A 25,814-nucleotide genomic window follows, 5' to 3' on the forward strand; every position below is an offset into this window, starting at 1 on the left:
CGGGACGACGAGGGCCCGTGCTGCTGCGGTATGACGTCCGGGGCTGCGGCCCCTAGGGGTCGGCAGCGCCCGGACGTGGTGAACCGCGCGGCGGATCAGCTGTGCGCGCGCTCCCACAGCTCGGTGACCTTGCCGGAGGCGTCGATCGCCACCTTGTAGTCACCGAGCGAGCACGGGTACGAGCCCTTCTCGTTGTGCGGCGTGGCGATGCACTCGTTGATGTGCTTCACCAGGTCGGTCACGTTGACGTCCTTCGGCGCGGCCAGCACCGAGCTCAGGTGGCCCTTGGCGGTGGGCGCGATGGGGGCGGTCTTGTCGGCGCCCACCGGGTCGAAGCCGACGTCGTCGACGCCGCAGACGTCCTTGGTGTCCTTGTACACCAGGGTCGTCGCGCTGGTGCCCTTCACCGGGTAGATCCACTTCTGCCCGGCGGGCAGCGGCCCGTGGGTGCAGAAGCCCTCGGGCTCGCCGGAGGCGGCCGGGGTGGCGCTGGGCGCGGTCCTGCCGGGCTGCACGGGCTTGCCGGTGCCGGCCGGGGCGGCGGTGGGCGCGGCGTCCGTCGGGGCGGCGGTCGGCGCGGCGGTGGCGGTGCTCGACCCGCTTCCCGCACCCTGGTCCGACGAGTCGTCCGGGCCGCAGGCCGCGAGACCGAACGCGGCGGCGGCGACCAGGGCGGTGGCGAGCAGTCTCCTGGAAACAGGCATGACGAAGGAACCCCCGTTGTAACGCATGATCAGATTGGCGGTGCGGCGGACAGACTAGCGCCTCGCCCCGACGCCGCCGGAGCGCCCGGACCCCGGGCACCCCGGCGGGAGGCGATCAACCCAGCTGGGCCAGGCCCTCGGTGGCGATCCGCTCGAAGACCGCGAGGTCGTTCGCGAAGATCGAGTCGGGGACCGGCCAGTGGATCACCAACTCGGTGATGCCCAGCTCCCGGTAGGTGCCCGCCCAGTCCACGAAGGCGTCCAGCGACGCCAGCGGCTTCTCCGCGGTCGAGCCCTGGAGCAGCATCTTCTCCAGTGTGGCCACGTCCCGGCCCTTGACCTCGCAGGCCGCCGTCAGCTTCTCGATCTGCGCGGCGATCACCCCGGGCGCCTGCTCGGCCGGCACGTCCGCCGGACCCTTCGGGTCTCCGTACGTGACCCAGCCCTGGCCGTACTCGGCGGCCAGCCGCATCCCGCGCGGGCCCGCGGCGGCGACGTAGAACGGCACCCGCGGGGTCTGCACGCAGCCGGGGATGTTCCGGGCCTCGACCGCCGAGTAGTACGTGCCCTCGTGCGTCGTGGCGTCCTGGCGCAGCAGCTCGTCCAGCAGCGGCAGGAACTCCCCGAACCGGTCCGCCCGCTCCTTGGGCGACCACGCCTGCTGCCCCATCGCCGTCGCGTCGAAGCCGATCCCGCCGGCCCCGATCCCCAGGGTGAGCCGGCCGCCGGACACGTCGTCCAGCGTGATCAGCTCCTTCGCCAGCGTCACCGGGTGGCGGAAGTTCGGCGAGGTGACGAGCGTCCCCAGCCGCAGCCGCTCGGTGGCCGTCGCGGCGGCGGTCAGCGTGGGCACCGCCCCGAACCAGGGCTCGTCCCGGAACGACCGCCACGACAGGTGGTCGTAGGTGTACGCGGCGTGGAAACCGAGGTCCTCGGCCCGCCGCCAGATCTTCTGCCCCTCGCTCCACCGGTGGATGGGGAGGATAACGGTACTCAAGCGCATGCTGTGACGATACGCGCGCAAGTCGGCGGGGCTTCGGACCGCTCGCAACCCAGCGGTGAACAGGTCCGCTAGCGTGGCGCCATGGGCACGCTCAGCAAGCGAGAACTGGCCGCGCTGGTCGATGAGGCGACGGTCGACACCTACGACGAGCACGAGGAGGTGTCGGCGCTGTTCGCCGCCGTCGAGGAGAACCTGACGATGCCGTTCAGCACGTCGGTGCTGGGCGTCGAGGTGACCGTGCGCGGCGTCGACCTCTCACGGGACGGAAGGATCGTCGCCCTGTGCACCCACGGTGAGTTCCGGCAGACGATCGGGCTGCTGGACCTTCCGTTGCCGGATCCGGCTCCGGACGGAGCGGAGTGGGTCGAGGCGTACCACTACTACTGGGCGCACTGAGCGTCGGAACCTTCACGATCGAGAGGGACCCGCATGGGTGTCGTGGTACGGACCGAGAACGAGGCGTCGTTGCGGGGCCTGATCGAGCGATGCTCCGAGCTGAAGGACGAACTCGTCGCCTTCGCTCAGAGCTCGCGCTTCGACCGATGGCTGACCCCGCTGCTGATGGAGGCCGCCGGCCCGGAGCGGCAGCTGGAGGAGGGCGATGCGATCCGGATCATCGACAACTTCATCCTGCGGCACCGCCTGCCGGACGGTTCGACCGTGGTGGACCGGTTCGTCGCCGGACGGCGGGACTTGAACGACGCCGATCGGGAGATGCTGCTCGGCTGGCGTGACCCCGTCGAGGGCATCTTCGAGGTCCGGCGCAAGGACGGGGACGCCGTCGTCCTGCTGAACCTGATCGACGACCTGGAGTACCGCACGTACTCGAACGTCGGGCGGGCGGCCTTCCGCGGAGTGTCCAAGGGAGGCTTTCTCCTCGCCTGCCTGGTTCCCGTCCACTCGGCGGACGGGGTGTGGCTGGTCTCCGGGGCGATGTCGTCGTACCCGAGGTCCAGTTCCACCGAGATCGCCCGCGCCGCACTCCAACTGGCCACCAGCCGACCCGAACTGGTCTTCCGCAACCCCGAGAAGATCGAGCAGGGATGGGAGTCGATGCGCCAGGACCGGGCCGCGTTCATCGAGTTCTTCGGCAGCGACGAACTGGTCCTTCCCCCTGCCGAAGCCGAGGACCGGCTCAACGCCTACTACCGGCACCGGCAGGCTGTCGCCGGGCAGCCTGTCCGGGCCCGGGGCAGTCGGCTGCCCGGCCTTGATTTCCCGGTCTTCGAACTTCCGCGAGGACTCGCGGAATCGGAAATGGTCGGTGCCATTTATGACGAAGTCGACGGACTCTACTTCTACCCGGACTACGGGATGCTGCGGGACCTCTTCGCCGATCCGGCCCTCCCTGGCCGCAGGCAGCACCAGGACCTGCTGCGCGTGTACCTGCGCGAGGAGTCGATTGCACCGCTGCCGCTCCGCCGCCTGGCCGCCGCCCACCCGGAGACCGTCGACGAGGTGTTCCGGAAACTGCTGCGGAAGCCCGGATTCACCTGGGACGAGCACGGCGAGGAGCTGCTGCTCCGGCGCAAGTCCTGGTACTACGCACGGGAGCCCCGCCCGGGAGTTTCCGTGATCGGCGAGCGCCTCAGCGAGCTCGCCGCCGGCACCGGACGGCAGAAGTTCACCAGAGCACGGCGCGTGGCCTCCGATCACTCGTAGGGATGAATTAGTGACCCATCAGGGGCTATTTGCATAAGGTGCAAGGTACTGTGCGGCTTATGCAAACTCCTCCGCCGGCACTGCTGCCGCTCCTGCGCACCCCGTTCCAGGGGGAGATGCTGGCCTGGCTGTATCTGCATCCGCAGGAAGAGACCTCACTTGCCGACATTGCCGCACGCTTCGGGGTCTCGACCGCAACCGCCAGCCGCGAGGCGGACCGGCTGGTTGAGGCCGAACTGATCACAGAGCGACGGCTCGGAAACCTCCGGCTGCTGCGGGCCAACGCCACCGGGCGGCTGGCAGGCCCACTGACCGAGCTGTTCGCCCTCACCTACGGTCCGATCGCCGTGCTCGGAGATCTGCTGCTACCGCTCGCCGGCGTAGAGGAAGCCCACATCTACGGCTCCTGGGCCGCCCGTTACACCGGGGAGGGCGGCGGGGTACCCAACGACGTCGATGTCCTTGTGGTGGGTACCCCCGACGAGGACGAGCTGTACGAGGCTGCACGCAAGGCGGAACGTCTGCTCGACCGAGACGTCAACGTTCACCGGATCTCGTCGGCCCGCTGGCACGAGCCGGGCACGGACCCGTTCCTCACGGGCGTCAGAAGCCGGCCGACAGTTCAGCTCGAAGCGTTCGAAAGGAAGCACAAGGGATGAAGTGGCAGCAGGGCCGCGCCGCAGTCGAAAGCATGTTGGCGCGCAAGGAGCTGGAGCGCGTACCCGCGAGCCGGGAGCAGGCGGACAACCTGCTGGCCCAAGCGTCGAACCACCTCAAGGCAGCAGAGGCGGTCGCTTCCTTCGATGCGATCGGCGCCTACCAACTGCTGTACGACGCAGCGCGCAAGGCGCTGGTCGCGGTCTTGGAGAACCAGGGGTTGCGACCGACCAGCCGAGGGGGGCACATCGCGGTCCTGGAAGCGGTCAGTGCACAGCTCGATCCACCTCTTGGGGCGACGCTCAGGCCCTTCGACCGCATGCGCCGACGTCGGAACCAGGCGGAGTACGCGGATCTGGACGCACCCGAGATCGAAGCCCAGGACGTGGCCAACGATGTCCCGAAGGTGAAGGCGATCACCGAGCTTGCTCAGCGCGTCCTGGACGAGATGAGCCCTTTCTGACGCACTGCGGTGACCGATCGAGTCGATCAGATCAGCACGCGATAGGTGAACGAGGCTTGACCGAGGTGACGAGCGTCCCCAGCCGCAGCCGCTCGGTGGCCGTCGCGGCGGCGGTCAGCGTGGGCACCGCCCCGAACCAGGGCTCGTCCCGGAACGACCGCCACGACAGGTGGTCGTAGGTGTACGCGGCGTGGAACCCGAGGTCCTCGGCCCGCCGCCAGATCTTCTGTCCCTCGCTCCACCGGTGGATGGGGAGGATCACCGTGCTCAGACGCATACCACCGACCCTACGGGAGGCGGCTCGCTGTCGGATTCAGCGCTGCAGCCAGCTCAGCAGGGTCGTCGCCGTGAACACCGTGCCCGCCGCCAGCCAGACCGCGCGCGGGGTCAGCCACCCGGGCCCTTCCCGGACCGGCCCCGGGGGCTGGGACTGCGGGACCGGGGCCAGCAGCGCGTCTGCGAAGGCCTGGGCGGTGGGCGGTCGGTCCGCCGGCTCGACGGACATCGCGGTCCGGAGCAGCAGGGCGAGGTTCGGTGGGAGCTCCGCTCCGGCCGGGAGCGCCGGCAGCGTCGTGGCGGTCGGCTGGCCGGTCATCAGGGCTGTGGCGCGTCCGCCCGAGCCGAACGGCTTCTGCCCGGTCAGCAGCTCGTAGGCCACGACGGCCAGCGCGTACACGTCGGCCCTCCCGTCGAACCCGCCGGTCTGGAAGGCCTGTTCCGGTGCCATGTACGCGGGTGTGCCCGTGGTCACCGTCAGCCCGGATGCGTCGGCCAGTTGCTTGGCGCTGCCCAGGTCCGCCACCAGCACCGCGGCGGGCGCGGAGCCGGTGGAGAGCAGCAGGTTGGACGGCTTGACGTCGCGGTGCACCACGCCCGCCTCGTGCAGGACCTGGACCGCGTAGCCCGCCTCCGCCGCCAGCCGCAGCGCCTCCTGCCGGTCGCACTGCCCGACCCGGTCGGCCAGGGTGCCGCCGCGGACGTAGTCCATGACGAAGTACGGCCGGTCCTCCTGCACGCCGACGTCGTGCACCCGGACCACCCGCGGGCTGGCGATCCGGCGCAGCAGCCTCGCCTCCGCCAGGAACCGCTCGCGCACATCGGCGTTGGCGGCCCAGTTCTCGGCCAGCACCTTCACCGCGACCTCGGTGTCGAGCTCCGGATCGTAGGCCTTCCAGACCGTCGCGAAGGAGCCGGCTCCGAGCCGCTCCAGGAGGAGGTAACGGCCGAGCTTGCGCATGTGGCAGCATTCTGCCGGAGTCGGCGGGAGTGTGGAACTCCCGTTCGGCGGGTGGGGTACCAGGCGGGACGAAACGGGGGAATCCGGGTGTTCGAGGAAGCCGAGCTGGAACGGCTCGTGGCGGCTGCTCAGGCGGGCGACCCGGGGGCGCTGGAGCACCTGCTGGCCAAGCTGCGGCCGGTGGTGCTGCGCCGCTGCTCCCGTTTCCTGCCCCACCACGCCGATGCGGAGGAGGCCGCGCAGGACGCGCTGCTGTCCATCAGCACGCACCTGGGCGGGTACGGCGGTCACGGCTCCTTCCTGGGCTGGGTGACGGTGATCGCCTCGAACGCCGCCCGGTCCACCTACCGCTCGATGCGCCGGCGCGCCGAGGACAGCCACGCCGACCTCCCCGAGTCCGTCGACCCGCGCACCACCAGCGTCATCGCCGGGACCAGGCTCGACCTGATGGAGGCGCTGGCCGCGCTGGAGCAGCAGCACCCCGCCCTGGTGGAGTCCTTCGTGCTGCGCGACCTGGGGGACCTGACCTACGTCCAGGTGGCCGAGCAGCTGGACGCCCCGCTGGGCACGGTCAAGGACCGTATCCACCAGGCCCGCCGATTCATGCGCGGGCGCCTGGTCACCGGCCTGTGAACCGCGGTCCCGCGGCGGGCGGCGGCCACACCGTCGTCCGGCTCCGGTCCGCCGTCGCCGCCCTGGTCGCGGCCGCCGCACTCGGGCTGGTGGCCGGCCGGTTCGTCCTGCCGGCGCCCACCGGCGCCACCGGGCAGGCGGCAGCGCAGTCGGGTGCCGCGGCCGGCGGGGCGTCCCAGGGCGCGTCCTCGGCCTCCGGCTCCGCCGCGCCGACCGCGCCGGCCGGTGCGACCGGTGCGACCGGGCCGGTGACGATCGCGAACCTTCTGGAACCCGCGGCGTTCAGCCCGGACGTCGGCACCGAGCGGATCCACGTCATCGACCGGTACGGCGACGGGGCTTACGCCAACGCGGCCTGCACCGGCGAGAAGACCCTCACTCAGACCCTGGGCGGGCCCGGTGCCCGCTTCCGCGGGCTGATGACCAGCACCCGCGCCGACCCGGACGACCGCACGCTGGCCGCCGACAGCGTCGACCAGGTCGCCCGCGAGGTCGCCGCCGAGGCCCAGAGCCCGTCCCTGGCGCAGAACTTCGCCGAGCGCCTGCTGCTGGAGGCGGTGTCCTGCCAGGAGGAACCTCCAGGGCACTGGGTCTACGGAAGGACCATGACGCTGCAGCTCGCCCCGGACGTCACCGCGAGCTGGATGGGCTACTACCAGGGATCGCTCAACACCACCGGCAGAGCGCCCGAGGGCAAGGAGACCTGCGGCGGCATCGCCGTGCTGCGCAGCGGCAACCACTACGGAGTGCTGGAGGTCCACGCCTGCCTGGGCACGGCCGCGATGGACCGCGTCGTCAGGACCGCTCTGTCACAGCTGTGAAACAGCGGGTCGGGGCTCCAACTTTCCCTCCGTGGGCGGCATCTCCCCGGTTGTACGAGGACGCAACAGGCGTCCCGACCAGCAGGGGGACCAGATGAACGAGAACCAGACCGTCCAGCAGAAGTCCGTTCGCCGCAACCGGCTCGCCGCCGCGGCCTGCTTCGCCGCCTCGCTGATCACGGTCAGCGTCGTCGGCGCCCAGTCGGCCACCGCCGACGGGGCCGCGCACACCGCCGCACACCGCCCCGCGGCCGCCGCCCAGTCGACCACCGCCGCCCACCCGGCCGCGGCCGCCGCGCCCGCACTCGGCTCCGCCCGCCTCGTCCAGAGCGAGGACTTCCGGCAGGGCCTGAACCCGGTCGGCGCGACCGTCGCGCTGACCGGAGGCCAGGCGCTGTCCGCGTGCTCCGGCGAGGAGACGATGCGCGACCTGACCAAGGGCCAGGCCACCGCGTACGCGTCCGTGAACTGGACCTTCGACACCAAGGGCATGCTGATGGAGTCGGCCGCGAGCGCCCCCACCGGGACCGCGGCCGACACCTGGGAGAAGCAGCTCGTCGAGCTCGTCCAGGACTGCCAGGACGAGCCCGCCGGCCACTGGCACTACGGCGCGGCCCACACCCTGACCGTCACCGGCGGCAATGCCCGCTGGTACCCGGCCTACAACGGCGACGGCACCGCCACCGGCGGGGTCGCGGTCCTGCGCAGCGGCACCAAGGTCGCCATCGTCGAGCTCAGCGGCCAGCCCACCGACGCCCCGACCTACGTCGAAGGCATCGCCACCGCAGCGCTGAACCGCCTCTCCTCCTGAACGGGCAGCCCCGCTCCGCCCGGCGGCACCGGGCGGAGCGGGGCTGAACGGGGCCGAACGCCGCCGAGGCGGCCGCGGCTCCCGGTGGTGGATCGGGGACTGCTCAGCGCTGGAGGGTGAGCAGGCCCGGGCGCCAGGGGAGTCGGTCGTAGGGGCCGGTGGCAGCGGGGGACTTGCCCTGGTAGAGGAGGCGCAGGTTGCAGGGGTCGATGGTCATGGTCTGGTCGGGGTTGTCGCGGACGAGGTCGCCGTGGCTGATGTCGTCGGTCCAGGTGGCGCCGCTGTTGGCCTTGCCGGCGAAGGGGGTGTTCTCGCTCGCGGCCTGCGGGGTCCAGGTGCCGCCCAGGCTGGTGGCGGTGAAGGAGCGGAAGTAGCGCTGCTCGTTGGCGCCGCGGGCCTCGACGATCATCAGGTACTGGTTCCGGTCCTTGACCTTGTAGACCTGCGGTGCCTCGAAGAGGTTCTTCACGGTGTCGGTCATGACGGTGGTGTACGAGGAGCCGAAGTTGCCCGGGAAGTTCCCGATCGGCATGCTCGCCCGGTAGATGCTGCCGTTGTCACCGGCGAAGAACAGGTACATGTTCTGGTCGTCGCCGATCAGGGTCTGGTCGATCGGGCCGGTACCGGAGTTGGGGATGGAGCCGGTGAACAGCGACTGCGGCGCGGACCAGCCGTTGGGGTTCGTCGGGTCGCTGGAGGTGCGGTAGACGAAGGGCGACTGGCCCCACTGGTAGGCGAGCACCCAGATGTTCTTGGGCGCGAAGTAGAACAGCGTGGGCGCCACCGCGGCCTGGTTCATCCCGGTCTGGGGGGCGGAGGCCATGTCCGACCAGTTGGTGAACGGGCTGAACATCATCGAGCCGTACGAGGAGCCGTTCACGTTCGAGGCGTAGACCAGGTGCTTGCCGTTGTACACCACGTCGGTGAAGTCCTTCACCGACGCCCACCCGTTGGCCGGCTGGGCCAGCGCGCCGGACGAGGACCAGTGGTACGTCGACGGCAGGGCGCAGGTGCTGCCGCCCGTCGGCGTGGACGGCTTGAAGCTCCAGTGCTGGTTGGCGGCGCCCCAGGAGTCCCAGATCTGGACGGCCGTGCCGTTGGCGGTCCGGTCGCCGGGGGTCTCCAGGACCCGGCCGCTGGCGACGTTGGTCAGGGTGTAGGTGCCGTCGCTGTTGCGGGCGGCCTTCCAGTGCTGGTTGGCGCCGCCGTTGGAGTCCCAGACCTGCATCTTCGTCCCGTTGCCGGTCCGGTTGCCCGGCTCGTCCAGGACCCGGCCGCTGGCGACGTTGGTCAGCGTGTAGGTGCCGTCACCGTTGCGGGCCGCCCGCCACTGCTGGTTGGCGGCGTCACCGTTGGCGTCCCAGACCTGGAGCGGGGTGCCGTTGCCGTTCTGGCCGGCGGGTTCGTCGAGGACGCGGCCGGTGGCGGTGCCGGTGAGCGTGTAGACCGCGCCGGAGGTGATGTCCCCGTTCGGGGTGCCGCCGCTGCTCGCGTTCAGGGTGGTGAGCACCGCGTTGTGGGCGGGCTTCCGGTTGCCGTTGTTGTCGAACAGCAGCGGGTTCTCGCCGGTGCGCCAGGAGTCGCTGTCGCGGATGCCCCACACGGTGATGCCGGTGCAACGCGGGGTGTCGAGGCAGGCCCGGACGGCGTTGGCGTACGCGTCGGCGGACGCCTGGGCGATGTCGAGTTCGGTGAGCTGGACGTCCACGCCGAGCGCGGCGAACTCGGCCAGGGTGGTGCGGAAGCTCCCCGGGGCGCCGCCGGCGCCGAAGTGGCTCTGGAAGCCGACGCAGTCGATGGGCACGCCGCGGGACTTGAAGTCCTTGACCATGCGGTAGACGCCCTGGGTCTTGGCGTCGGACCAGTTCTCGATGTTGTAGTCGTTGTAGCAGAGCTTGGCACCGGGGTCGGCGGCGCGCGCGGTGCGGAACGCCTCCTCGATGAAGCCGTCGCCCAGGACGTCCTGGAAGACGGAGCTGCGGTGGCGGCCGCTGCCGTCGTCGGCGAAGGCCTCGTTGACCACGTCCCAGGCGTAGATCTTCCCCTTGTAGTGGGTGGCTTCCTGGGTGATGTGGTTGTTCATCACGCCGCGCAGGGTGCCGGCGTCGTTGATGGACTTGACCCAGCCGGGCAGTTGGGAGTGCCAGACCAGGGTGTGGCCGCGCATCTTCTGGTTGTGCGCGGCGGCGTGGTTGACGATCGTGTCGCCGGGGCCGAAGTTGAACGACCCCCGGGACGGTTCGGTGCTGTCCCACTTCATCTCGTTCTCCGGGGTGATCGTGTTGAACTCCCGGTCGAGGATGGTGGAGTAGGTCGAGTCTCCGAGCCTGCCCGCGGCCACCGCGGTGCCGAAGTAGCGGCCGCTGCCGGCCGCCGCCGCGCCCAGCGTGGTCGGCGTGCCGGCGTTCGACGTGAACGCGGCCTGGGCGATCAGCGGTACGGCCGCGCCCACCGCGGCGAGGGCCACGGCGACGGCGATGACGCGGCGGGTGGGCGGACGGCGGCGATGAACACGGTTCCGGTCTGACAACGGCTTGTCCCTCCGACATGGTGGGCCTCGACATCGGCCTCGTTGCCCGTCAGTTGCCGCCGCGCGCAGGAAGGTTGCCGCGGTCTGGAAGAACGTTTCGTCGAGCCGACCCGGAAACGAAATCCCGGCTCGCGGCAACCTTTGCGGATCCGGTGACCACAAGGGGGTGGATCCGGCCGGTGCCGCCGGCCGGACCCGCACCTCTTCCGTGAACGGTTCGCAAGGAGAACGTCTACCCATGAGCACTCCTCCGAAGGGCAGCCGACGCGGGCGTCACCGCCGTCGTGCGGGCGCCACCGCTCTGCTGCTCGGTGTGCCCCTCGCCGCCGTGTCGTACTTCTTCGTGCACGAGGAGTCGCAGGCCGCGACGATCGACGACGGCGCCTACTACCGGCTGGTCTCCGTACGCAGCGGCCAGGTGCTGGACGTCAACGCCGGCGCCACCGCCGACGGCACCCGCATCCAGCAGTGGCCCGACCAGGACACCGCCAACCAGCAGTGGAAGCTCAAGGCCACCGGGGACGGCTACTACGAGCTGGTGAACCGCAACAGCGGCAAGGTGCTGGGCATCACCGGCGACTCGACCGGCCAGGGCGCTCCCGCCGAGCAGCAGACGGACCGCTCCTCGGGCTCCCAGCAGTGGCGGATCGACACCGTGAGCGGTTCCGACGCCGTCACCCTCACCTCCCGCCGGAGCGGACAGGTGCTGGACGTCTTCGGGTACTCCGCGGACCGGGGCACGCAGGTCATCCAGTGGCCCGGCAAGGGCAGCGCCAACCAGCAGTGGAAGCTGGTGAAGTCGGGCGGGGCCCAGACCTCCGGGAACGGCTCGTACGTGTGGCAGAACGCCCCGGTGGCGGGCGGTGGTTACGTCACCGGGCTGGTCTTCAACCAGAAGGAGAAGGGCCTGCTGTACGCGCGCACCGACATGGGTGGCGCCTACCGCTGGGACACCGGCGCCGAGCAGTGGATCCCGCTGACCGACTGGGTCGGCGGGAAGGACTGGAACCTGCTGGGCATCGAGTCGCTGGCCACCGACCCCGTCGACCCCGACCGGCTTTACCTCGCGGCGGGCACCTACACCAACGACTGGGCCGGGAACGGCTCGATCCTGCGCTCCACCGACCGCGGCCGCACCTTCCAGCGCACCGACCTGCCGTTCAAGCTGGGCGGCAACGAGGACGGCCGCGGGGCGGGCGAACGCCTGGTGATCGACCCCGCGAACCACGACACCCTGCTGCTGGGCACCCGCAAGAACGGTCTGTGGCGCAGCACCGACGCCGGTAAGACCTGGAACCAGGTCTCCTCGTTCCCCGTCAAGGACGGGGCGAGCTTCGGCACCGGCATCTCCTTCGTGACCTACGGCCCGGCCGGCAGCAACACGGTCTACGTCGGCGTCGCCGACAAGTCCACCAACCTCTACCGCTCCACCGACGGCGGCGCCACCTGGCAGGCCGTCTCCGGGCAGCCCACCGGCTACGTGCCGCAGCACGGCGTGCTCTCCGCAGACGGCTCGCTGTACGTGACGTACACCAACAACCCCGGGCCCAACGGCGTGACGGCGGGAGCGGTCTGGAAGTACGCGACGAACGGCGGGACGTGGAAGAACGTCTCCCCGTCCCAGGGCAACTACGGGTTCGCCGGTCTGGCCGTCGACCCGCAGAAGCCGTCCACGGTGATGGTCACCACCCTCGACCGCTGGTGGCCCGCGGACGAGGTCTACCGCTCCACCGACGGCGGAGCGACCTGGAAGACCCAGGCCGACAAGTCGGTGCGGGACGCCTCCATCGCCCCGTACCTCGGTACCGGCATCGGGCACTGGATGACCGCCCTGAGCATCGACCCGTTCGACTCCGGGCACGTGCTGTACGGCACCGGCAACGGCATCTGGGCCAGCAAGGACGCCAACGCCACCGACAACGGCGGCACCAGTCACTGGACCATCGGAGCCCGCGGACTGGAGGAGACCGCGCTGTACGACGCGGTCTCCCCGCCCGGCGCCACGGCCCTCATCACCTCGATGGGCGACCAGGGCGGATTCGTGTACGACGACCTGAAGAAGGAGCCGTCCGGGCGGCTGGTCAACCCGACGATCTACAACAGCACTTCCGTCGACTTCGCCCAGGCCAACCCCTCGCTGGTGGTCCGGGTCGGCAGGGGCGGCGAGCAGGACGGCGCCCTCTCCACCGACGGCGGCCACACCTGGAACGGCTTCAAGACGGAGCCGGTCCCCAGCGCCGACAGCGGCCACATCGCCATCGCGGCGGACGGCTCCGGCATCGTCTGGACCGAGGCCGGCCAGGCCCCGTACCGCTCCACCGACCGGGGGGCGAGCTGGTCGAGGGTCAACGGCCTGGGCACCGACGCCGTGGTCGTCGCCGACCGGTCCTCCGCCGGCACCTTCTACTCGCTGGTCGGCGGCACGCTCTACGCCAGCACCGACGGCGGCGCGAACTTCGCAGCCCGCGCCGGCAACCTGCCCGCCGGCAAGCTCAGCGCCGTCCCCGGTGTCGCGGGTGACCTGTGGATCGCCGGCGGCGGCAAGGGGCTGCTCCACTCCACCGACGGCGGCCGCAGCTTCACCACCCTCGGGTCGGTGCAGTCCGCCTCCGCCGTCGGCTTCGGCAAGGCCGCGCCGGGCGCCTCCTACCAGGCCCTGTACCTGATCGGCACCGTCAAGGGCGTCGCCGGCGTCTTCCGCTCCACCGACGCGGGCGCCACCTGGCTGCGCATCAACGACGACGCCCACCAGTGGGGCAACTTCGCCGGTGCGGGCATCGTCACCGGCGATCCCGACACCTACGGCCGGGTCTACATCGGCACCAACGGGCGCGGTCTGCAGTACGGCGACCCTTCCTGATCCGGACTCCTGTGCGGGGCCGCAGGCACTCCTGCCTGCGGCCCCGCAGTGCTGTGCTGCCCGGGACTGCCGTGGTACCCCGGGCTTCCCGGGCTTCCCGGCATCCCGTGGCAGCGGTCACGCGGGTCCGTGACCCGGAGCGCGCCCCCGCGAAGACGTGACTGGGCCGCGGTCCGGCCGTTCGGCAGAGTTCCTGGTGTCGGCAGGAACGCTGCCGGCGAACGAACCGAGACCGAGGGAGAACGCCATGAGCGAGATCACCAACAACGAGCTGCTGCGCGTCGACGCGATCGTGCAGGACCTGGTGGAGCTCGACGCCACCGAGTACGGGACCGAGGCCCTGTCGATGACCCAGGCCACCTTCTCCGACTACATGTGATCGCGGCTCCGGGGGCGGCGCGGCCCGTGTCGCGCCGCCTCCGGGCTCCCGGCCGAGCCACGAAGGCCGGGCGACCGGAGCCAAGCGATCGGCACCAAGTGAACGGCGCCAAGTGATCGGCACCGGGCGTCAGGTGACAGGCGATCAGAGAGAGGTGCGAACGATGCCGGTCCGGTCGGACCCCCATCCGGTGGTGGAGCGCTTCGCCCGGGTGCGCGAGACCGCCTCGGCCCGCTACGGGCCCGACTCGCAGGCCATCACCTTCCTGCTGTACGAGGAACTGGTCTCGATGCGGACCCTGCTCGCCCGGGACCTCGGCTGCGCCCCCGTGCGGAGCCGGATAGCCGAGCTGCTGCCCGCCATCCAGCGCCGCTTCGACGCGGCCGCGGCCCCCGCACCGCCGCAGCAGTGCCACCGGACGGTGTCCGTGGACCCCACGGTGATCGAGTTCGACCGCCGCTTCTTCGAGGCGCGGTACCGGCCCGCCCTGCAGGCCCTGGGCCGGCGCGCCGTTCGGCTCCGCGACCGGGACCAGGCGCTCGCGCTGCTCACCACCGGGGCCTCCTACCTCTATGCGGTCGACGACGAGGGTGCCCTGTGGGTGTGGCCGCAGCCCCACCGGCTGGCGGACGTGATGTTCGGCTGGGCGCCGGGCCGCCCGGTCGGGGAGCCCCGCGTCGTGCACCCCATGCTCGTCCCCGACCGGCTCAGGGTCAGGGCGGCCGGGGAACTGGTGGTGACGGGCTCGCCGGAGCAGGTCTTCGTCACCGCCAACCTGAAGTCCGGGCACTTCCGGCCGCCGCGCGCCTGCGCGGTGGAGGCCCGCCGGGCGGTGGTGAGCGCCCTGGAGCTGCCCAGCCCCGCCGACGTCGACGTGTTCACCATGCCGCCACCGACGGCACCCCCGACCTGTTGAAAGGTGAGTCACCCGATGGAGACGGCAGCCGCGGCCACCGCCCCCTGCGACGACGACATCCGCATCGGCGGCATCCACAGCGACGACATCCACATCGGTGTGGAGCACGAGTGCAAGTGGCAGCTCCCGCCGGCCGCCGCCGCGGACCCGGCTGCCTTCGCCCGGACGGCGGTGTTCGCCGGGCTCGTCGCCGCGGCCGCCGAGCCGCAGGACTACCTGCAGTCGGTGCTGTACCTGGACGACGCCTCCGGCAGCCTCGCCCGCGCCGGCCACTCGCTGAGCATCGTCGTCAACAGTGGCGCCCCGTCCGATACTTGCGTCGTCGTGTGCAAGCAGACGATCCACCGCCGGGGTTGGCGCGACGGCCTCGAACTGCGCCAGCGGGTACCGCACCGGCAGGTCGGCGCCCGCCTCCACGACGGCTCGCTGCTGCCCGTCGCCCACGTGCGGAGGCTCGGCCTGGTCACCGGGGCGCTGCAACCGGCCGGTGTAGCCGTCCAGCGCAGGTACAAGTGGTACGGGCGGACCACCGACGGCACCGAGGTCTGCTGCAGCCTGGACCACGTCGAGTTCGGCGCCCCGACCACCCCCCGCGCCGAACGCCGCCGCTATGACTGCGTCGAGATCGAGGTCAACTCTTCGCTCCCGGCCGTGCTGGCCGGACTCGACCGGCTGGCACGGGAGTTGGACGTACGGCTCGGCGTGCCCCGGGACCGCAGCAGCAAGTCCCAGCTCGCTCGGGAAGCCGACCGGGACGGCCGCGAGGCCGACCGGGCCGACCGGGACGGCCGGGCCGATGGGTAGCGCCGCCGTCCCCGCGCGGCTGGGCGGCGCCTTCGCGCTGATCTGGACCGGGCGGTCGCTGTCCCTGCTGGGCGGCTACGTCCAGTACCTGGCGCTCCCGCTGTGGATCCGGCAGGTCTCCGGCTCGACCGTCGCCGGGCTCCTCGCCCTCGGAATGAACTTCGTGCCGCAAATCGTCTGCGCCCCCTTCGCGGGGGTGCTCGCCGACCGCTTCGACCGCCGCCGCCTGGTGATCGCCGTCGACCTCGCCGCCTTCGCGGTGGCCGCGTCGCTGGCGCTGGGCATCGACCCGCACCGGCTGGGCTGGGTCTACCCGCACCTCGTCCTGCTCCAGGTGCTCTCCGCACTGAGCGTCCCCGCATTCCTGGGCATGCTCCCCGACGTGGTGCCCGCCGGCCGGCTGCTCGCCGCGAATTCCCTGCTCAACGTCTCGGCCGGAGCGTCCGTGACCATCGGACCGCTGCTCGGCACCACGCTGCTGACGCACTCCTCGATCACCGTGGTCGTGTGGATCAACGCGCTCTCCTACCTGGTGGCGGCCGCGTGCATGCTGCCCAAGGCCCCCGGCAGCGCCGCCCACGCGGACGCACCCGGGCTCGGGCAGGTCCGCACCCAGCTGTGGCAGGGGCTGACCGCGGTCCGCACCGACCCGGTGCTGCGGGCAACCGTGGCCGCCGAGGCGCCCTGGAACCTGTGCTTCGGCGCAGCGAGCGAACTCGTCCTGATGCACTTCGGCGCGACCGCGCTCAAGCAGGCCCCCGGGCTGTTCGGGCTCGGCGCCGGCCTGGGCAGCCTCTCGGTGACCCTGGTGCTCGCCCGGATCCGCCGCGAGGTGCCGGCCGCAACCCTGTTCGTGGTCGCGGTCCTCGGCACCGCGCCGGTGGCCCTGGCGGTGGCCTGGCTCGCGGCCGACGGCGCCGTGTGGTGCGTGGTCCTCGCCGGACTGCTGCTGGGCGTGCACGCGTACCTGATCGTCATCGGCCCGACCCTGCACTGCCAGCAGCGCCCCGCGCGGCACTTGCGCGGGCGCGTCACCGCCGTCCGCCGTGCCTGGAAGGCGACGTGGCAGCTCGCCGGCATCGGGGCCGCGGCCCTGCTGACCCAGTGGCTGCCGGTGCTCGCGGTGGTCGCCGGTGGCGGTGTGCTGGCGACCGCGGCCGCGATCCCGTGGGCCTGGCGGGCACTGCGGGCCGACGGGCCGTCCCGGACGGCGGGCTCCCCCGGCCGGGTGGCGCTGCCGACCGGGGGAGGTGCCCGGTGAGTACGGCCCGGGCTCGTGCCGCGGCCGCCGTCCGTCCCGGTGGTGCGGTCATCGTGGACCTTCCGGCGGGGCATCTCGACGACCCGCCGGGCCGGGCGGGCCTGGCCGCACTGCTGGCCGCCGTGCTGAACGAACCGCGGTGCGGCGGTGCCGCGGCGCGCGCCGCCGCCGAAGGCTGGCGCACCCGGCACCACCTGGACGACCACAGCTCGTCCTTCGCGTACTGGTCACCCCGGCCCGCCGACCTGGCCTCGGTCGTCCACGACCTGCGCGGTACCCGGCTGCCCGCCGGTCCGGCCGGGGAGGACCTGCTCGCCCGCCTGCGGGCCCGGCTGGCGGCGGCCGACGCGGGACACGGTGCGCCCCTGCTGGCCCTGGTCAGGCGTCAGTTGGAACGGGCTTCCTGGGGGTCCGTCGGGGACGAGCGGGCCGGGGGCGCCGGGGGCGCCACCACCCGTGGCACCGCGGCCGGCGTGACGCCCGCCGACCTGGCCCGGTCGGTCGACCTGCTGGTGTCCCGGGCGCAGGTGTACGACGCCACCACGGCCCCGGACGGCGGCCACCGGCCGTCGCCCGGGCCGGTGCGGCTCGCCGACGGCGACGCACCCCGGTGGCACGGCGGGCTCGACCTCGCCGTCCGTGCCGACAGCGATGCCCGGGTCGCGGTCCGCCTGCCCGTGCAGGCCCCGCCGCCCGGGGTCCTCGACCTCCTGGTGGAGGTGCTGGGCAACGGCACCGACGGGCGGCTCCACCGCGAGCTGCGCCACCGCCACCACCTGGCCTACGGATTCACCGCCGCCTGCGCCCGGCAGCACGGCCTGACCTCGATCAGCGCCACCGCCACGGTGGCGCCGCAGCACGCCGCGGCGGCGCTGCGCGTACTGACGGCGGCCCTCCGCCGGCTGGCGGACGGCGCCGGCTCCGAGGAGACCCGCTCGGCGCGGTGGCGGTGCCGGGCCGGGCTGCTCGCCGAACTCGACGGCCCGTACGGCCCCGCCGACGAACTCCGCCGACACGCGCTCGGACAGCGCGGCATCCGGGAGCGGCTGGCGGCGGTGGCGGACCTCGACGTCCTGCCGGGCCTGTCCTTCACCCCGCTGCCCCCAGCGGTCGCGGCGGTCGGCCCCTTCGAGGAGCACCACCGCCGGCAACTCGCCGCAGCCTACGAGGAGATCCGGTGAACGGTACGGAAGCGGCCCCGGCGGTACCGGGGCCCGCGTCGGACTCCGTCGAGTCCTTCGACGCCGGCGGGCTCCGCGTCGAGTGGGAGGCCCTGCCGTGGGCCCGCTCGATCGGCGCCGCCCTCGTGGTGGGCTGCGGCTCCCGCGACGACCCGGCGGGCCGGGAGGGCACCGCCCACCTGGCCGAGCACCTCCAGGTGCTCGCCGACCCTTCGGCCGACGGCCCCGACGGCCCCGACGGCCCCGACGGCTCCGACGACCTCGGCGGCATCCCCCTGGACGCGGTGACCGGCATCGACCGGACCACCTTCCGTGGCACGGGCGACCCGGACGACCCGGGACGGCTGGTGCGCCGCCTCCTCGGCATCGCGTCCGGGCACCGCCCCCGCACCACCCCGGACGTCTTCGAGGGCGAACGGAACGCGGTGCTCCTGGAGACCCGCCGCATGGACCACCGGCCCGTCCTGCGGCTCGGGCCCGTGCTCGCCGCCGCCGCGGCCGACGAACCGGGGCTGGACGCCATCGGCCGCACCACCACGCGGTCCGTCGGCCGGATCACCCCGACGGACGTGCACGGGGTGGTCGAGCGGGGGTACTCGGGCGCCAACGCCCGGCTCTTCCTCGCCGGTCCGCCCGACGCGGCCGACGGCGTGCGGGCGGCCCTCGACCGCCACCGGCCGGCCGGCGGGCCGTCCCGGGCCTCCGGCGGTGCCGTCGCCGTGCCCGACGGGCTCCGCGAGCACGGCGACCTGGACGGCCTGCACGGACTGGACGGCCTGGTGGCGGTGACCCTGCTGCGCCCGCGCGGCACCCCGTCGCTCGCCCTCGACGCGCTGCTGGACGGCCGGGGTCCGATCGTGGGCCACCTGGCCGGCGACGGCCTGCGGCCGCTCGGCCGCACCACCGTCGAAGGCCGGGCCGAGCGCGTCGACATGGTCGTGTGGCGCGCCGCCGACCTCGCCGCCCCGCTCGAACGACACCTGGCCCAGCTGCTCGCGGACGACTGGCGCACCTCCCTGGCGGCGCTCACCAGCCGACTGCGCAGCGCCCGCGAGGCCGCCCGGCAGTGGCAACTGGCCACCCCCCTCGGCCGGGTGGGCGACGCGGCCGACCGCTGCACCTTCCCTGGGCCCCGGTGCGGCGGGCAACGGATCGCGCTCTGGCGCGTCACCGACGGCACCCCCGAGTGCCTGGCCCGGCACCCCCTCTCCTAGCCGAACCCAAAGCCGAACCCGAAGACGAAGACGAATCGGAGCAACCGTGGACTTCCCCAGCACCTTCGACGCCCGCGGGCTGCGTCTGCGTCCCTACCGGGACTCGGACGTGCCGGTCCTCGTGGCCAACGGCAACGACCCCGACACCGTGCGCTTCATGTCCGGCACCCCGGGCGCCGCCACCGCCGAGACCATGCGGGCCCTGCTGGCCTCGGCTGCGTCCCGGGCCCGGCAGAACCCCGACCGGCTCGGTTACGCCGTCGCCGACCCGGACGGCGACGAGTTGCTGGCCGGTGCCGTCGTCCACCTCACCCGCCGCCGCTCCAGCGCCGAACTGGGCTTCTGGGTCGCCCCGGCCGCCCGGGGCCGCGGCGTGGCGACGACGCTCGCCCGGGCCCTGACCGAGCTGTGCTTCGCCCGGGGCCTCCACCGGGTCGAGCTGTTCATCCGGGACGAGAACGTCCGCAGCCAGCGGGTGGCGCTGGCCGCCGGCTTCCGCCGGGAGGGGGAGCTCCGCGCCGTCCTGCCGGGAGCCGGCACCGAGCGGCACGCCGCCGCACTCTGGTCCCGGCTGCCGACCGACGACGCCCCCACCCCCCGGCGGCTGCCGGACCTGCCGAACGGCGAACTGACCGACACGATGGTCACCCTGCGCCCGGTCGGCCCGGACGACGTCGCCGCCCTCGCCGCGCTGCACGGACACACCCCGGTCGGCGCACCGGGCGCGCCGCAGGACCGGGACGACCTCGCCCGGCACTGCGCCCGGGCACCGGCCCGCTGGCTGGCCGGCGAGCGCGCCGACGTGCTCGTGGTGGGCGCCGCGGGCCAGGTGGCGGCCGAACTGACCCTGGAGTACCGGGCCCCCGGGGCCGGTCGCGCCGAGCTGCGGGCCGTCCTCGCCCCGGGCGGGCCGGCTGCGGCGCTCGCGACGCGGGGCGTCGAACTGCTGGCGCGCTGGGCGTTCGGCATCGGCGTCGAGCTGCTGGTCGCCACCGAGGCGCCCCAGGACGCCCGGCTGCGCGGCGTCCTCACCCAGGCCCGGTTCGACCGTCAGGAGCTGTTCGCCGCCCGGGACGACGGCCGCCGGCTCACCGGTGGGCTGCGGGCGGACCGAGCCTGGTCAGCGTCAGCCGTGCATGCGGGGTGAGGTGGGCGTGCCACCGCCAGCCGGGCGGCACGTACAGCACCTCGTCGGACCGCAGGCGGCAGCGGAAGCTGTCCTGTGCGGCCCTGCCGGTTCCGGTGAGCAGCGTCCAGGACCCGGCCCCGGCGGTGTGGCGCACCAGGAGACGGCCCGCGGACCCGGCCGACATCGGCCGGTTTCCCCCCTCGTCCGCGCGGTGGGTCTCGATGGTGACCGGTGTGCCGGTCAGCCGTTCGAGCGCGCGGGCCTCCGCCGTGAGGGCGGCGACGGCGTCCGGGCGGCCGTCGGCCGGGCGTTCCTCCTCGGGCCACAGGATGCCGGGGCCGTCACCGCGGCCCAGTACGTCGAGGAACCCGGCGAGTTCCCGCACGTGGGGCGGGATGTCGCCGGTCGCCGATGGCGCGGTGTTCATGGGCCCCCCGGTGCGTGTGGTGTCGGCGCGGCCCGGACCGTCCGGGGCTGCGTCGCGTCCGCCCCGAGCATTCCTGTTCCGGCCGGCCGGGGGCAGTCACGATTATCCGTTCCCGGACCTGGTCGGGTGGGGGTCTTCAGGGAGCGGCGGCCAGCTCGGTCGACGTCCCGCCCAACGGAGCCCCGTCCGGCGGCTCCCTGTCCAGCGGCCCCCGGGCGGCGGCCCGGAAACCGGCCTGGAACCGGCTCCCGGCGCCCAGTTCGTCCATGATGTCGGCGATGTGCCGACGGGCGGTGCGCAGCGACATGCCCAGGCGGCGGGCCACCGCCTCGTCCTTCAGGCCGGCGGCGAGCAGCCGGACGATCGTCTCGTCGATCTCCCGCGAGACCTCTTCGAGTTGGCGGCCGGCCGCGGTGGTGAACGGCGTGGCCCGGTCCCAGGTCTGCTCGAAGATCTCGCACAAGTAGGCCACGGTGGACGGCTCGCGGATCACCACCGCCCCCCAACTGTCGTCCTGGGCCGGGATGAACGCGATCTCGCGGTCGAAGACGATCAGCCGGCCGAACAGCTCGTGCGCCGTGCGGTACTCCCCGCCCAGGGCGGAGGCCGCGGCGACGTACGCCTGGCTGGGCCCGTTGAAGCGGGCGGTGTGGTGGTAGAGGGTGCGGAGCCGGATGCCGCGTTCCAGCATCGCCCGGTCGCGGCCCAGGGCCTCCTCCATCGCCTCGGGGGCCCGGGAGCCGCCGCCCGGCTGGCTGGTCAGGACCTCCTGGCGGCAGCGCTCCGACGCCCGGTTGAGGGCGCTGCGCACGAGGTGGACGTTGGCCAGGACTTCCACCGCCCCGAACCGGGAGCGGTGCCGGTCGTAGGACGGTGTGAAGCGGTTCAACTCCCGTTCGATGACGTCCAATTGCCGTCGGCAGTCGCGGATCCGCGCCTCCACGGGGGCGCTGAGCTGGGCCGCGGCGGTGTCGGGCGGCACCGCGGTGATCCCGTACGGGCCGTCCGGGCTGCCCTGGAGCAGCCGGACGCGCAGCAGGCGGCCGATGCCGGCGACGACGGCCTCCCGGCTGACCCCGGTGGCCGCGGCGATGGCGGCCGTGTCGGCGGTCTCGTGCTCCAGGACCCAGCCGTAGACGGCTATGTCGGAGTCCTGCAGTTCCTGGACGTCGTCCAGCGTCTCGTTCGGTCCCAATGGCCTTGCCCCCCACCGATCTGTCAGGCCCCTTGGAGAGCCGTCCGGTTCAGTCGATCAGCCTGCGGCACCGGGGGGCGCGCGGCACGGAGGCGCGCCGGGCGGTGCCCGTGGGGCAGGCCGCGCGCGGCGGTGCCTCCTCTGTCACGAAGCGCCCCTTATGCGGCCTGGCTTCTTGCTGTCAGGGGGTTTGCTGACGGGGAGCGTGGCGCCGTACGGGGCCGGGCCGGGGGCAGGCTGTTGTTCGTCCACAGCCGGCGACCCCCGGACGACAGGTCCGGGAGAGAACAGGAGAACCACCATGGCGCGACCGTCCCTTCCCGTCCGACTCGCAGTGGCCGCCGGGCTGCTCCTCCTCTGCCCGGCCGCCCCCGCTGCCGCGGCCGCGCCGGCTCCGGACGCGGGATCCACCGTCAACCGGGCGGCCGCGGCAGGGACCGCCACCACCGTCGCCGCCGAGCCCGCTCCCGACGGCCAGGACGGCCGGCACCGCCCCGAGCGCCCTCACCGCAAGGACACTTCCTGGGGCGGCTGACCCGGCCCGGCCCCGCCCGCCACGTCCGCACGACCCGACCCGGTCCTACCCGACCCCAGGAGTCCGCTCATGGCCCGCACCACCGAGGCGCCACACGCCTTCACCCCGAGGGAACAGCAGGTACTGGTCCTCCTGTCGGGAGGTGAGACCTACCGGGGCATCGCCCGCCGACTGGGCATAAGCCAGCACACCGTCGACACCTACCTGCGGCACCTGCGCACCAAGACCGGCACCGCCAACCGCACCCAACTCGCCGTCCTCGCCGCCCAACTGGGCTACCGCCCCACTCCGCCCACCACCGCTTCCGGCCACAGGCCGGCGTAGGGGCGTCACGGGTGGGGGCGGGTGCGTTGGGTGGGGAGGGCGGGGAGGGTCGGGGGGTCGGTGCGGCGGGCGAGGTCGGCGAGGGTGTGGAAGAGGACGTCGCCGAGCAGCACCGGGTCGCGGGAGGTGTCGGGGGCGGCCGGGGCCTGGGGGTCGGGGTGGGTGGTCGCGGGCGGCTGGTCGCGGAGCTGGCGTGTGGGCATGGCTCTTCCTGCCGACGGGGTTGCCGTGGGAATTCCTGCCCGGCGGGGTGGGGCCGGACACCCGGGGCGGGGGTCGATCGGCCGGAATGGGTGCAGGAAGGGCCGGATCGAGCCCCGGACGACCGACCGGTGACCCGGGGGCGGCGATGGGCGAAGATGGACCGGTGACCGAACCCCGTACCGCTCCCCGCCTGATCGCCACCGACCTGGACGGCACCCTGCTCTGCTCCGGCGGCACCGTGACCGACCGCACCGCCGCGGCCCTGGCGGCGGCCGAGGCGGCCGGGGTGCAGGTGGTGTTCGTGACCGGGCGGCCGCCGCGGTGGATGCAGCAGGTGAGCCCGCACATCGGCGGTCACGGGGTGGCGATCTGCTCGAACGGCGGCGCGGTGGTGGACGTGCGGCGCGGCGAGCTGCTGGAGTCCTTCCCGCTGCCGGCGGAGACCACCCTGGCGGTGGTCGAGGCGCTGCGGGCCAAGCTGCCCGGCACCGCGTTCGCCTTCGAGTACCCGGACGGCTGGGCCCGCGAGACCGGCTACGCGGTGCCGATGTGGGGCGACGACCTGGAGCACGCGGTCGGCTCGGCGGAGGAGCTGCTGGGGGCCGGCGGGCCGGTGCGGGGCCTGTTCAAGCTGCTGGCCAAGCACCCGGACCTGGACCCGGACAAGTTCCTCGTCGAGGCCCGGGAGGCGGCCGGGCACCTGGCCGAGATCACCCGCTCGGCGCCGATCCCGCTGCTGGAGATCAGCGCGCCCGGCGTCACCAAGGCCAGCACGCTGGCCCGCTGGTGCGCCGGGCACGGGATCGACCGCAGCGAGGTGGTGGCCTTCGGCGACATGCCGAACGACCTGGAGATGCTGGCCTGGGCCGGCACCGCGTACGCCGTCGCCAACGCGCACCCGCAGGTGCTGGCGGCGGTGTCGCTGCACACGGTGAGCAACGAGCAGGACGGCGTCGCGGCGGTGGTGGAGGACCTGCTCGGCCTGGCGTGACCGGGGAGACCCAAGCTCCCTAGCCGAAGCGGCCGTTGACGTAGTCGGAGGTCCGCTGGTCGTGCGGGCTGCCGAAGATCTGCCCGGTCGGCCCGGCCTCGACGATCCGGCCCGGGGTGTCGTGGGTGGCCAGGAAGAACGCGCAGCTCTGCGAGACCCGCTGGGCCTGCTGCATGTTGTGGGTGACGATCACGATGGTGAGCCGCCCGCGCAGTTCGGCGATGGTCTCCTCGACCCGCCGGGTGGAGGTCGGGTCGAGCGCGGAGCAGGGTTCGTCCATCAGCAGGATGTCCGGCGAGACGGCCAACGACCGTGCGATGCACAGGCGTTGCTGCTGGCCGCCGGAGAGCGCGCCGCCCGGGGTGTGCAGCCGGGTGGACACCTCGTCCCAGAGGCCGGCCCGGCGCAGGCTGGTCTCCACCAGGTGCCGGCGCTCCTCCTTGGAGACCTTGATCCCGGCCAGCTTGAGCCCGCTGGAGACGTTGTCCTGGATGGACATCGTCGGGAAGGGGTTGGGCCGCTGGAACACCATGCCGATCCGGCGCCGCACCTCGGCGGGGCGCCGCCCGGGCCGGTAGACGTCGTCCCCGTCCAGCAGCACCTCGCCGGCGAGGGCGGCGCCGCGCACCATCTCGTGCATCCGGTTGAGGACCCGCAGGTAGGTGGACTTGCCGCAGCCGGACGGGCCGATCAGTGCGGTGACCTCGCCGGCCGGCATCGCCAGCGAGACCCGTTCCAGCACCTTGCGGCTGCCGAACCAGGCGGAGACGTCGCGGGTCTCCAGCCCGGCCAGCGGCCCGCCGTCGGGGTGCGCGTCGGGCTGCGGCCCACCCGGCTGGGGTCCACCGGGCTCGGAGGCGGTCGGGGCGACCGGGGGCAGGGTGAGGGTGTCGGCGGCCGGGTCGGCCAGGTCGGTCTGTGGTGCGTCGGTCATCGGTACGGTCCTCCGGGCGCGCGTCAGTAGAGGTTGGGCAGCAGGGCGGCGGCGTTCTCGTAGACCGCCCAGAGCAGCGCGCCGACCACCGGCGCGAGGCTCAGGTACGCGGCCGAGCGCCGCCAGTGGCGGGACAGCAGCAGCGCGCCGAGCACCGCGCCGAGCAGGGCGAGCGACCACAGCTGCAGCGTGGCCAGCGCGCCCTTGTCGGCGGCCAGCGCCTTGTCGTACGGGACGGTCGCGGGCCGGCCGCCGGGGTTCTGCTGGGGGTCGCCCTCCAGCCGGGCGCCGATCAGCACGGTGCTGCCGGGGATCCAGTCGGAGTCGCCGGTGACCAGGACCAGCCGGTTGCGGGCCGGGTCGCTGATCGGGTGGTCGCCGTCGCCGTACGCGTTGACGGTGTAGGTGAACCTGCCCTGCCCGGTGGTGGCTTCGATCCGGTCGCCGACCCGCAGCCGGGAGAGCTCGGCGAACGGGGCGCCGAAGGTGGCGCCGCGGCCGAAGACCACGGCGACGCCGCCCTGGCCGGGCAGCGCGGTGTCCCGGCGGTGGCCGGGGCCGCGCATCAGGTCCCGGCCGGTGGTGCCCTCGACGACCACGGCCTGGTGCAGGCCGATGGCCGGGATGTCCAGCAGGGCGACCGGGTCGCCGTCGGCGGCCGCGCCGGTCGGGGCGACGGCCCGGGCCAGCTGGTCGCGGAAGGTCTTGTACGCGGCCGACTGGTAGTGCCGCTGCTGGACGTGCGAGAGCGTGAACAGGTAGCCGACGAAGCCCAGGACGAGGGCGGCGGCCAGGCTGGCCGCCCAGGCGCCCTGGAGGAACCGCCGCCGCCCGGCCGGAACGGCGGCACGGGCCGGGGCCTCGGCAGCGCCCTCGACGGCAGCGACCTGCTGTGCAGCGGCCTGCGGAAGCTGCACGGCCGACTGTGGCGTCGGCTTC

General features: G+C 73.2%; 27 protein-coding genes and 1 pseudogene. 18 read left to right on the plus strand and 10 right to left on the minus strand.

Annotated elements, in window-relative coordinates; translation table 11 throughout:
* Nucleotides 1–95 precede the first annotated feature (95 nt).
* Both CRP52_RS14800 and CRP52_RS14805 read right to left on the minus strand, forming a co-directional pair.
* Nucleotides 96–731: a hypothetical protein gene (locus CRP52_RS14800; protein WP_097236825.1), complete on the minus strand. Its 636-nt coding sequence runs from the start codon at nucleotides 729–731 to the stop codon at nucleotides 96–98.
* Nucleotides 732–819: 88 nt separating this feature from the next.
* Nucleotides 820–1,707: an LLM class flavin-dependent oxidoreductase gene (locus tag CRP52_RS14805; RefSeq protein ID WP_097236826.1), complete on the minus strand. Its 888-nt coding sequence runs from the start codon at nucleotides 1,705–1,707 to the stop codon at nucleotides 820–822.
* An 81-nt stretch (nucleotides 1,708–1,788) separates the two neighbouring features.
* Between CRP52_RS14805 and CRP52_RS14810 the strand changes: the two genes are divergently transcribed.
* From CRP52_RS14810 to CRP52_RS14825, 4 genes are read left to right on the plus strand one after another with little or no spacing between them, the layout of a single operon-like run.
* Nucleotides 1,789–2,103, plus strand: coding sequence for a hypothetical protein (locus CRP52_RS14810; protein ID WP_097236827.1), 315 nt, complete (start codon nucleotides 1,789–1,791; stop codon nucleotides 2,101–2,103).
* Between the two features lie 33 nt (nucleotides 2,104–2,136).
* On the plus strand, nucleotides 2,137–3,369 hold the full coding sequence (locus tag CRP52_RS14815) for a hypothetical protein (protein WP_097236828.1): 1,233 nt from the start codon (nucleotides 2,137–2,139) through the stop codon (nucleotides 3,367–3,369).
* A 59-nt stretch (nucleotides 3,370–3,428) separates the two neighbouring features.
* The gene (locus CRP52_RS14820) at nucleotides 3,429–4,028 is read left to right on the plus strand and encodes a MarR family transcriptional regulator (protein ID WP_097236829.1); all 600 of its coding nucleotides are present in this window, start codon (nucleotides 3,429–3,431) and stop codon (nucleotides 4,026–4,028) included.
* Entirely contained in the window at nucleotides 4,025–4,489 is a 465-nt protein-coding gene (locus CRP52_RS14825) for a hypothetical protein (RefSeq protein ID WP_097236830.1), read from the plus strand. Before CRP52_RS14820 ends, CRP52_RS14825 begins: the two co-directional genes overlap by 4 nt.
* Before the next feature lie 40 nt (nucleotides 4,490–4,529).
* Here CRP52_RS14825 and CRP52_RS14830 read toward each other — a convergent pair.
* Nucleotides 4,530–4,766 (minus strand): annotated as a pseudogene (locus tag CRP52_RS14830) (LLM class flavin-dependent oxidoreductase); the annotation flags it as partial.
* 36 nt (nucleotides 4,767–4,802) lie between these two features.
* Nucleotides 4,803–5,726, minus strand: a complete 924-nt coding sequence (locus tag CRP52_RS14835; RefSeq protein WP_097236831.1) for a serine/threonine-protein kinase — start codon at nucleotides 5,724–5,726, stop codon at nucleotides 4,803–4,805.
* 87 nt (nucleotides 5,727–5,813) lie between these two features.
* On the opposite strand from CRP52_RS14835, the gene CRP52_RS14840 reads away from it, so the two are divergent.
* From CRP52_RS14840 to CRP52_RS14850, 3 genes are all read left to right on the plus strand, one after another.
* The gene (locus CRP52_RS14840; RefSeq protein ID WP_179852799.1) at nucleotides 5,814–6,359 is read left to right on the plus strand and encodes an RNA polymerase sigma factor; all 546 of its coding nucleotides are present in this window, start codon (nucleotides 5,814–5,816) and stop codon (nucleotides 6,357–6,359) included.
* Nucleotides 6,356–7,180 (plus strand): hypothetical protein, encoded by an 825-nt coding sequence (locus tag CRP52_RS14845; protein WP_097236832.1) that lies wholly within the window; start codon nucleotides 6,356–6,358, stop codon nucleotides 7,178–7,180. The genes CRP52_RS14840 and CRP52_RS14845 overlap by 4 nt, the downstream gene beginning before the upstream one ends.
* A gap of 94 nt (nucleotides 7,181–7,274) precedes the next feature.
* Complete coding sequence (locus tag CRP52_RS14850) at nucleotides 7,275–7,991, plus strand: hypothetical protein (protein ID WP_097236833.1); 717 nt, start codon at nucleotides 7,275–7,277, stop codon at nucleotides 7,989–7,991.
* A gap of 103 nt (nucleotides 7,992–8,094) precedes the next feature.
* Here the strand turns inward: CRP52_RS14850 and CRP52_RS14855 are convergent, their stop codons facing one another.
* A complete protein-coding gene (locus CRP52_RS14855; RefSeq protein ID WP_257032491.1) occupies nucleotides 8,095–10,521 on the minus strand; it encodes a non-reducing end alpha-L-arabinofuranosidase family hydrolase in 2,427 nt (808 codons plus the stop codon).
* Nucleotides 10,522–10,759: 238 nt separating this feature from the next.
* On the opposite strand from CRP52_RS14855, the gene CRP52_RS14860 reads away from it, so the two are divergent.
* The 8 genes from CRP52_RS14860 to CRP52_RS14885 all read left to right on the plus strand — a co-directional run bounded on the left by CRP52_RS14860 (nucleotide 10,760) and on the right by CRP52_RS14885 (nucleotide 20,283).
* A complete protein-coding gene (locus tag CRP52_RS14860) occupies nucleotides 10,760–13,381 on the plus strand; it encodes an RICIN domain-containing protein (protein WP_097236834.1) in 2,622 nt (873 codons plus the stop codon).
* Nucleotides 13,382–13,628: 247 nt separating this feature from the next.
* Nucleotides 13,629–13,760: a hypothetical protein gene (locus CRP52_RS39550; RefSeq protein WP_257032492.1), complete on the plus strand. Its 132-nt coding sequence runs from the start codon at nucleotides 13,629–13,631 to the stop codon at nucleotides 13,758–13,760.
* Nucleotides 13,761–13,923: 163 nt separating this feature from the next.
* Nucleotides 13,924–14,676, plus strand: coding sequence for a hypothetical protein (locus CRP52_RS14865; protein WP_097236835.1), 753 nt, complete (start codon nucleotides 13,924–13,926; stop codon nucleotides 14,674–14,676).
* A 15-nt stretch (nucleotides 14,677–14,691) separates the two neighbouring features.
* Nucleotides 14,692–15,480: a hypothetical protein gene (locus tag CRP52_RS36975; RefSeq protein WP_101948197.1), complete on the plus strand. Its 789-nt coding sequence runs from the start codon at nucleotides 14,692–14,694 to the stop codon at nucleotides 15,478–15,480.
* On the plus strand, nucleotides 15,473–16,741 hold the full coding sequence (locus tag CRP52_RS14870; protein WP_101948199.1) for an MFS transporter: 1,269 nt from the start codon (nucleotides 15,473–15,475) through the stop codon (nucleotides 16,739–16,741). The genes CRP52_RS36975 and CRP52_RS14870 overlap by 8 nt, the downstream gene beginning before the upstream one ends.
* The gene (locus CRP52_RS14875) at nucleotides 16,738–17,922 is read left to right on the plus strand and encodes an insulinase family protein (protein ID WP_097236837.1); all 1,185 of its coding nucleotides are present in this window, start codon (nucleotides 16,738–16,740) and stop codon (nucleotides 17,920–17,922) included. Before CRP52_RS14870 ends, CRP52_RS14875 begins: the two co-directional genes overlap by 4 nt.
* Nucleotides 17,919–19,136: an insulinase family protein gene (locus CRP52_RS14880; RefSeq protein ID WP_097236838.1), complete on the plus strand. Its 1,218-nt coding sequence runs from the start codon at nucleotides 17,919–17,921 to the stop codon at nucleotides 19,134–19,136. The genes CRP52_RS14875 and CRP52_RS14880 overlap by 4 nt, the downstream gene beginning before the upstream one ends.
* Before the next feature lie 46 nt (nucleotides 19,137–19,182).
* Nucleotides 19,183–20,283 carry a GNAT family N-acetyltransferase gene (locus CRP52_RS14885; protein WP_101948202.1) on the plus strand — a complete coding sequence of 367 codons (1,101 nt, stop codon included), beginning with the start codon at nucleotides 19,183–19,185 and terminating at the stop codon, nucleotides 20,281–20,283.
* Here the strand turns inward: CRP52_RS14885 and CRP52_RS14890 are convergent.
* Nucleotides 20,225–20,692, minus strand: a complete 468-nt coding sequence (locus CRP52_RS14890) for a hypothetical protein (RefSeq protein WP_097236840.1) — start codon at nucleotides 20,690–20,692, stop codon at nucleotides 20,225–20,227. The two genes, CRP52_RS14885 and CRP52_RS14890, sit on opposite strands and share 59 nt — an antisense overlap.
* Nucleotides 20,693–20,828: 136 nt before the next feature.
* Nucleotides 20,829–21,887, minus strand: coding sequence for a helix-turn-helix transcriptional regulator (locus CRP52_RS14895; protein WP_257032493.1), 1,059 nt, complete (start codon nucleotides 21,885–21,887; stop codon nucleotides 20,829–20,831).
* Between the two features lie 301 nt (nucleotides 21,888–22,188).
* On the opposite strand from CRP52_RS14895, the gene CRP52_RS14900 reads away from it, so the two are divergent.
* Together CRP52_RS14900 and CRP52_RS14905 are read left to right on the plus strand one after the other, a co-directional pair.
* A complete protein-coding gene (locus CRP52_RS14900; protein WP_143685746.1) occupies nucleotides 22,189–22,422 on the plus strand; it encodes a hypothetical protein in 234 nt (77 codons plus the stop codon).
* A 69-nt stretch (nucleotides 22,423–22,491) separates the two neighbouring features.
* The gene (locus CRP52_RS14905) at nucleotides 22,492–22,746 is read left to right on the plus strand and encodes a response regulator transcription factor (protein WP_097236842.1); all 255 of its coding nucleotides are present in this window, start codon (nucleotides 22,492–22,494) and stop codon (nucleotides 22,744–22,746) included.
* Nucleotides 22,747–22,751: 5 nt separating this feature from the next.
* Here the strand turns inward: CRP52_RS14905 and CRP52_RS14910 are convergent, their stop codons facing one another.
* Complete coding sequence (locus tag CRP52_RS14910; RefSeq protein WP_097236843.1) at nucleotides 22,752–22,949, minus strand: hypothetical protein; 198 nt, start codon at nucleotides 22,947–22,949, stop codon at nucleotides 22,752–22,754.
* Between the two features lie 146 nt (nucleotides 22,950–23,095).
* Between CRP52_RS14910 and CRP52_RS14915 the strand changes: the two genes are divergently transcribed.
* Nucleotides 23,096–23,941 (plus strand): HAD family hydrolase, encoded by an 846-nt coding sequence (locus CRP52_RS14915; protein WP_097236844.1) that lies wholly within the window; start codon nucleotides 23,096–23,098, stop codon nucleotides 23,939–23,941.
* A 19-nt stretch (nucleotides 23,942–23,960) separates the two neighbouring features.
* Here the strand turns inward: CRP52_RS14915 and CRP52_RS14920 are convergent, their stop codons facing one another.
* On the minus strand, nucleotides 23,961–24,875 hold the full coding sequence (locus CRP52_RS14920; protein ID WP_097236845.1) for a phosphate ABC transporter ATP-binding protein: 915 nt from the start codon (nucleotides 24,873–24,875) through the stop codon (nucleotides 23,961–23,963).
* Nucleotides 24,876–24,898: 23 nt separating this feature from the next.
* Nucleotides 24,899–25,792 (minus strand): class E sortase, encoded by an 894-nt coding sequence (locus CRP52_RS14925; RefSeq protein WP_257032494.1) that lies wholly within the window; start codon nucleotides 25,790–25,792, stop codon nucleotides 24,899–24,901.
* Between the last annotated feature and the right edge of the window lie 22 nt (nucleotides 25,793–25,814).

It is taken from the genome of Streptomyces sp. 1331.2, from assembly GCF_900199205.1.
In the GTDB taxonomy this organism is placed as follows: domain Bacteria; phylum Actinomycetota; class Actinomycetes; order Streptomycetales; family Streptomycetaceae; genus Kitasatospora.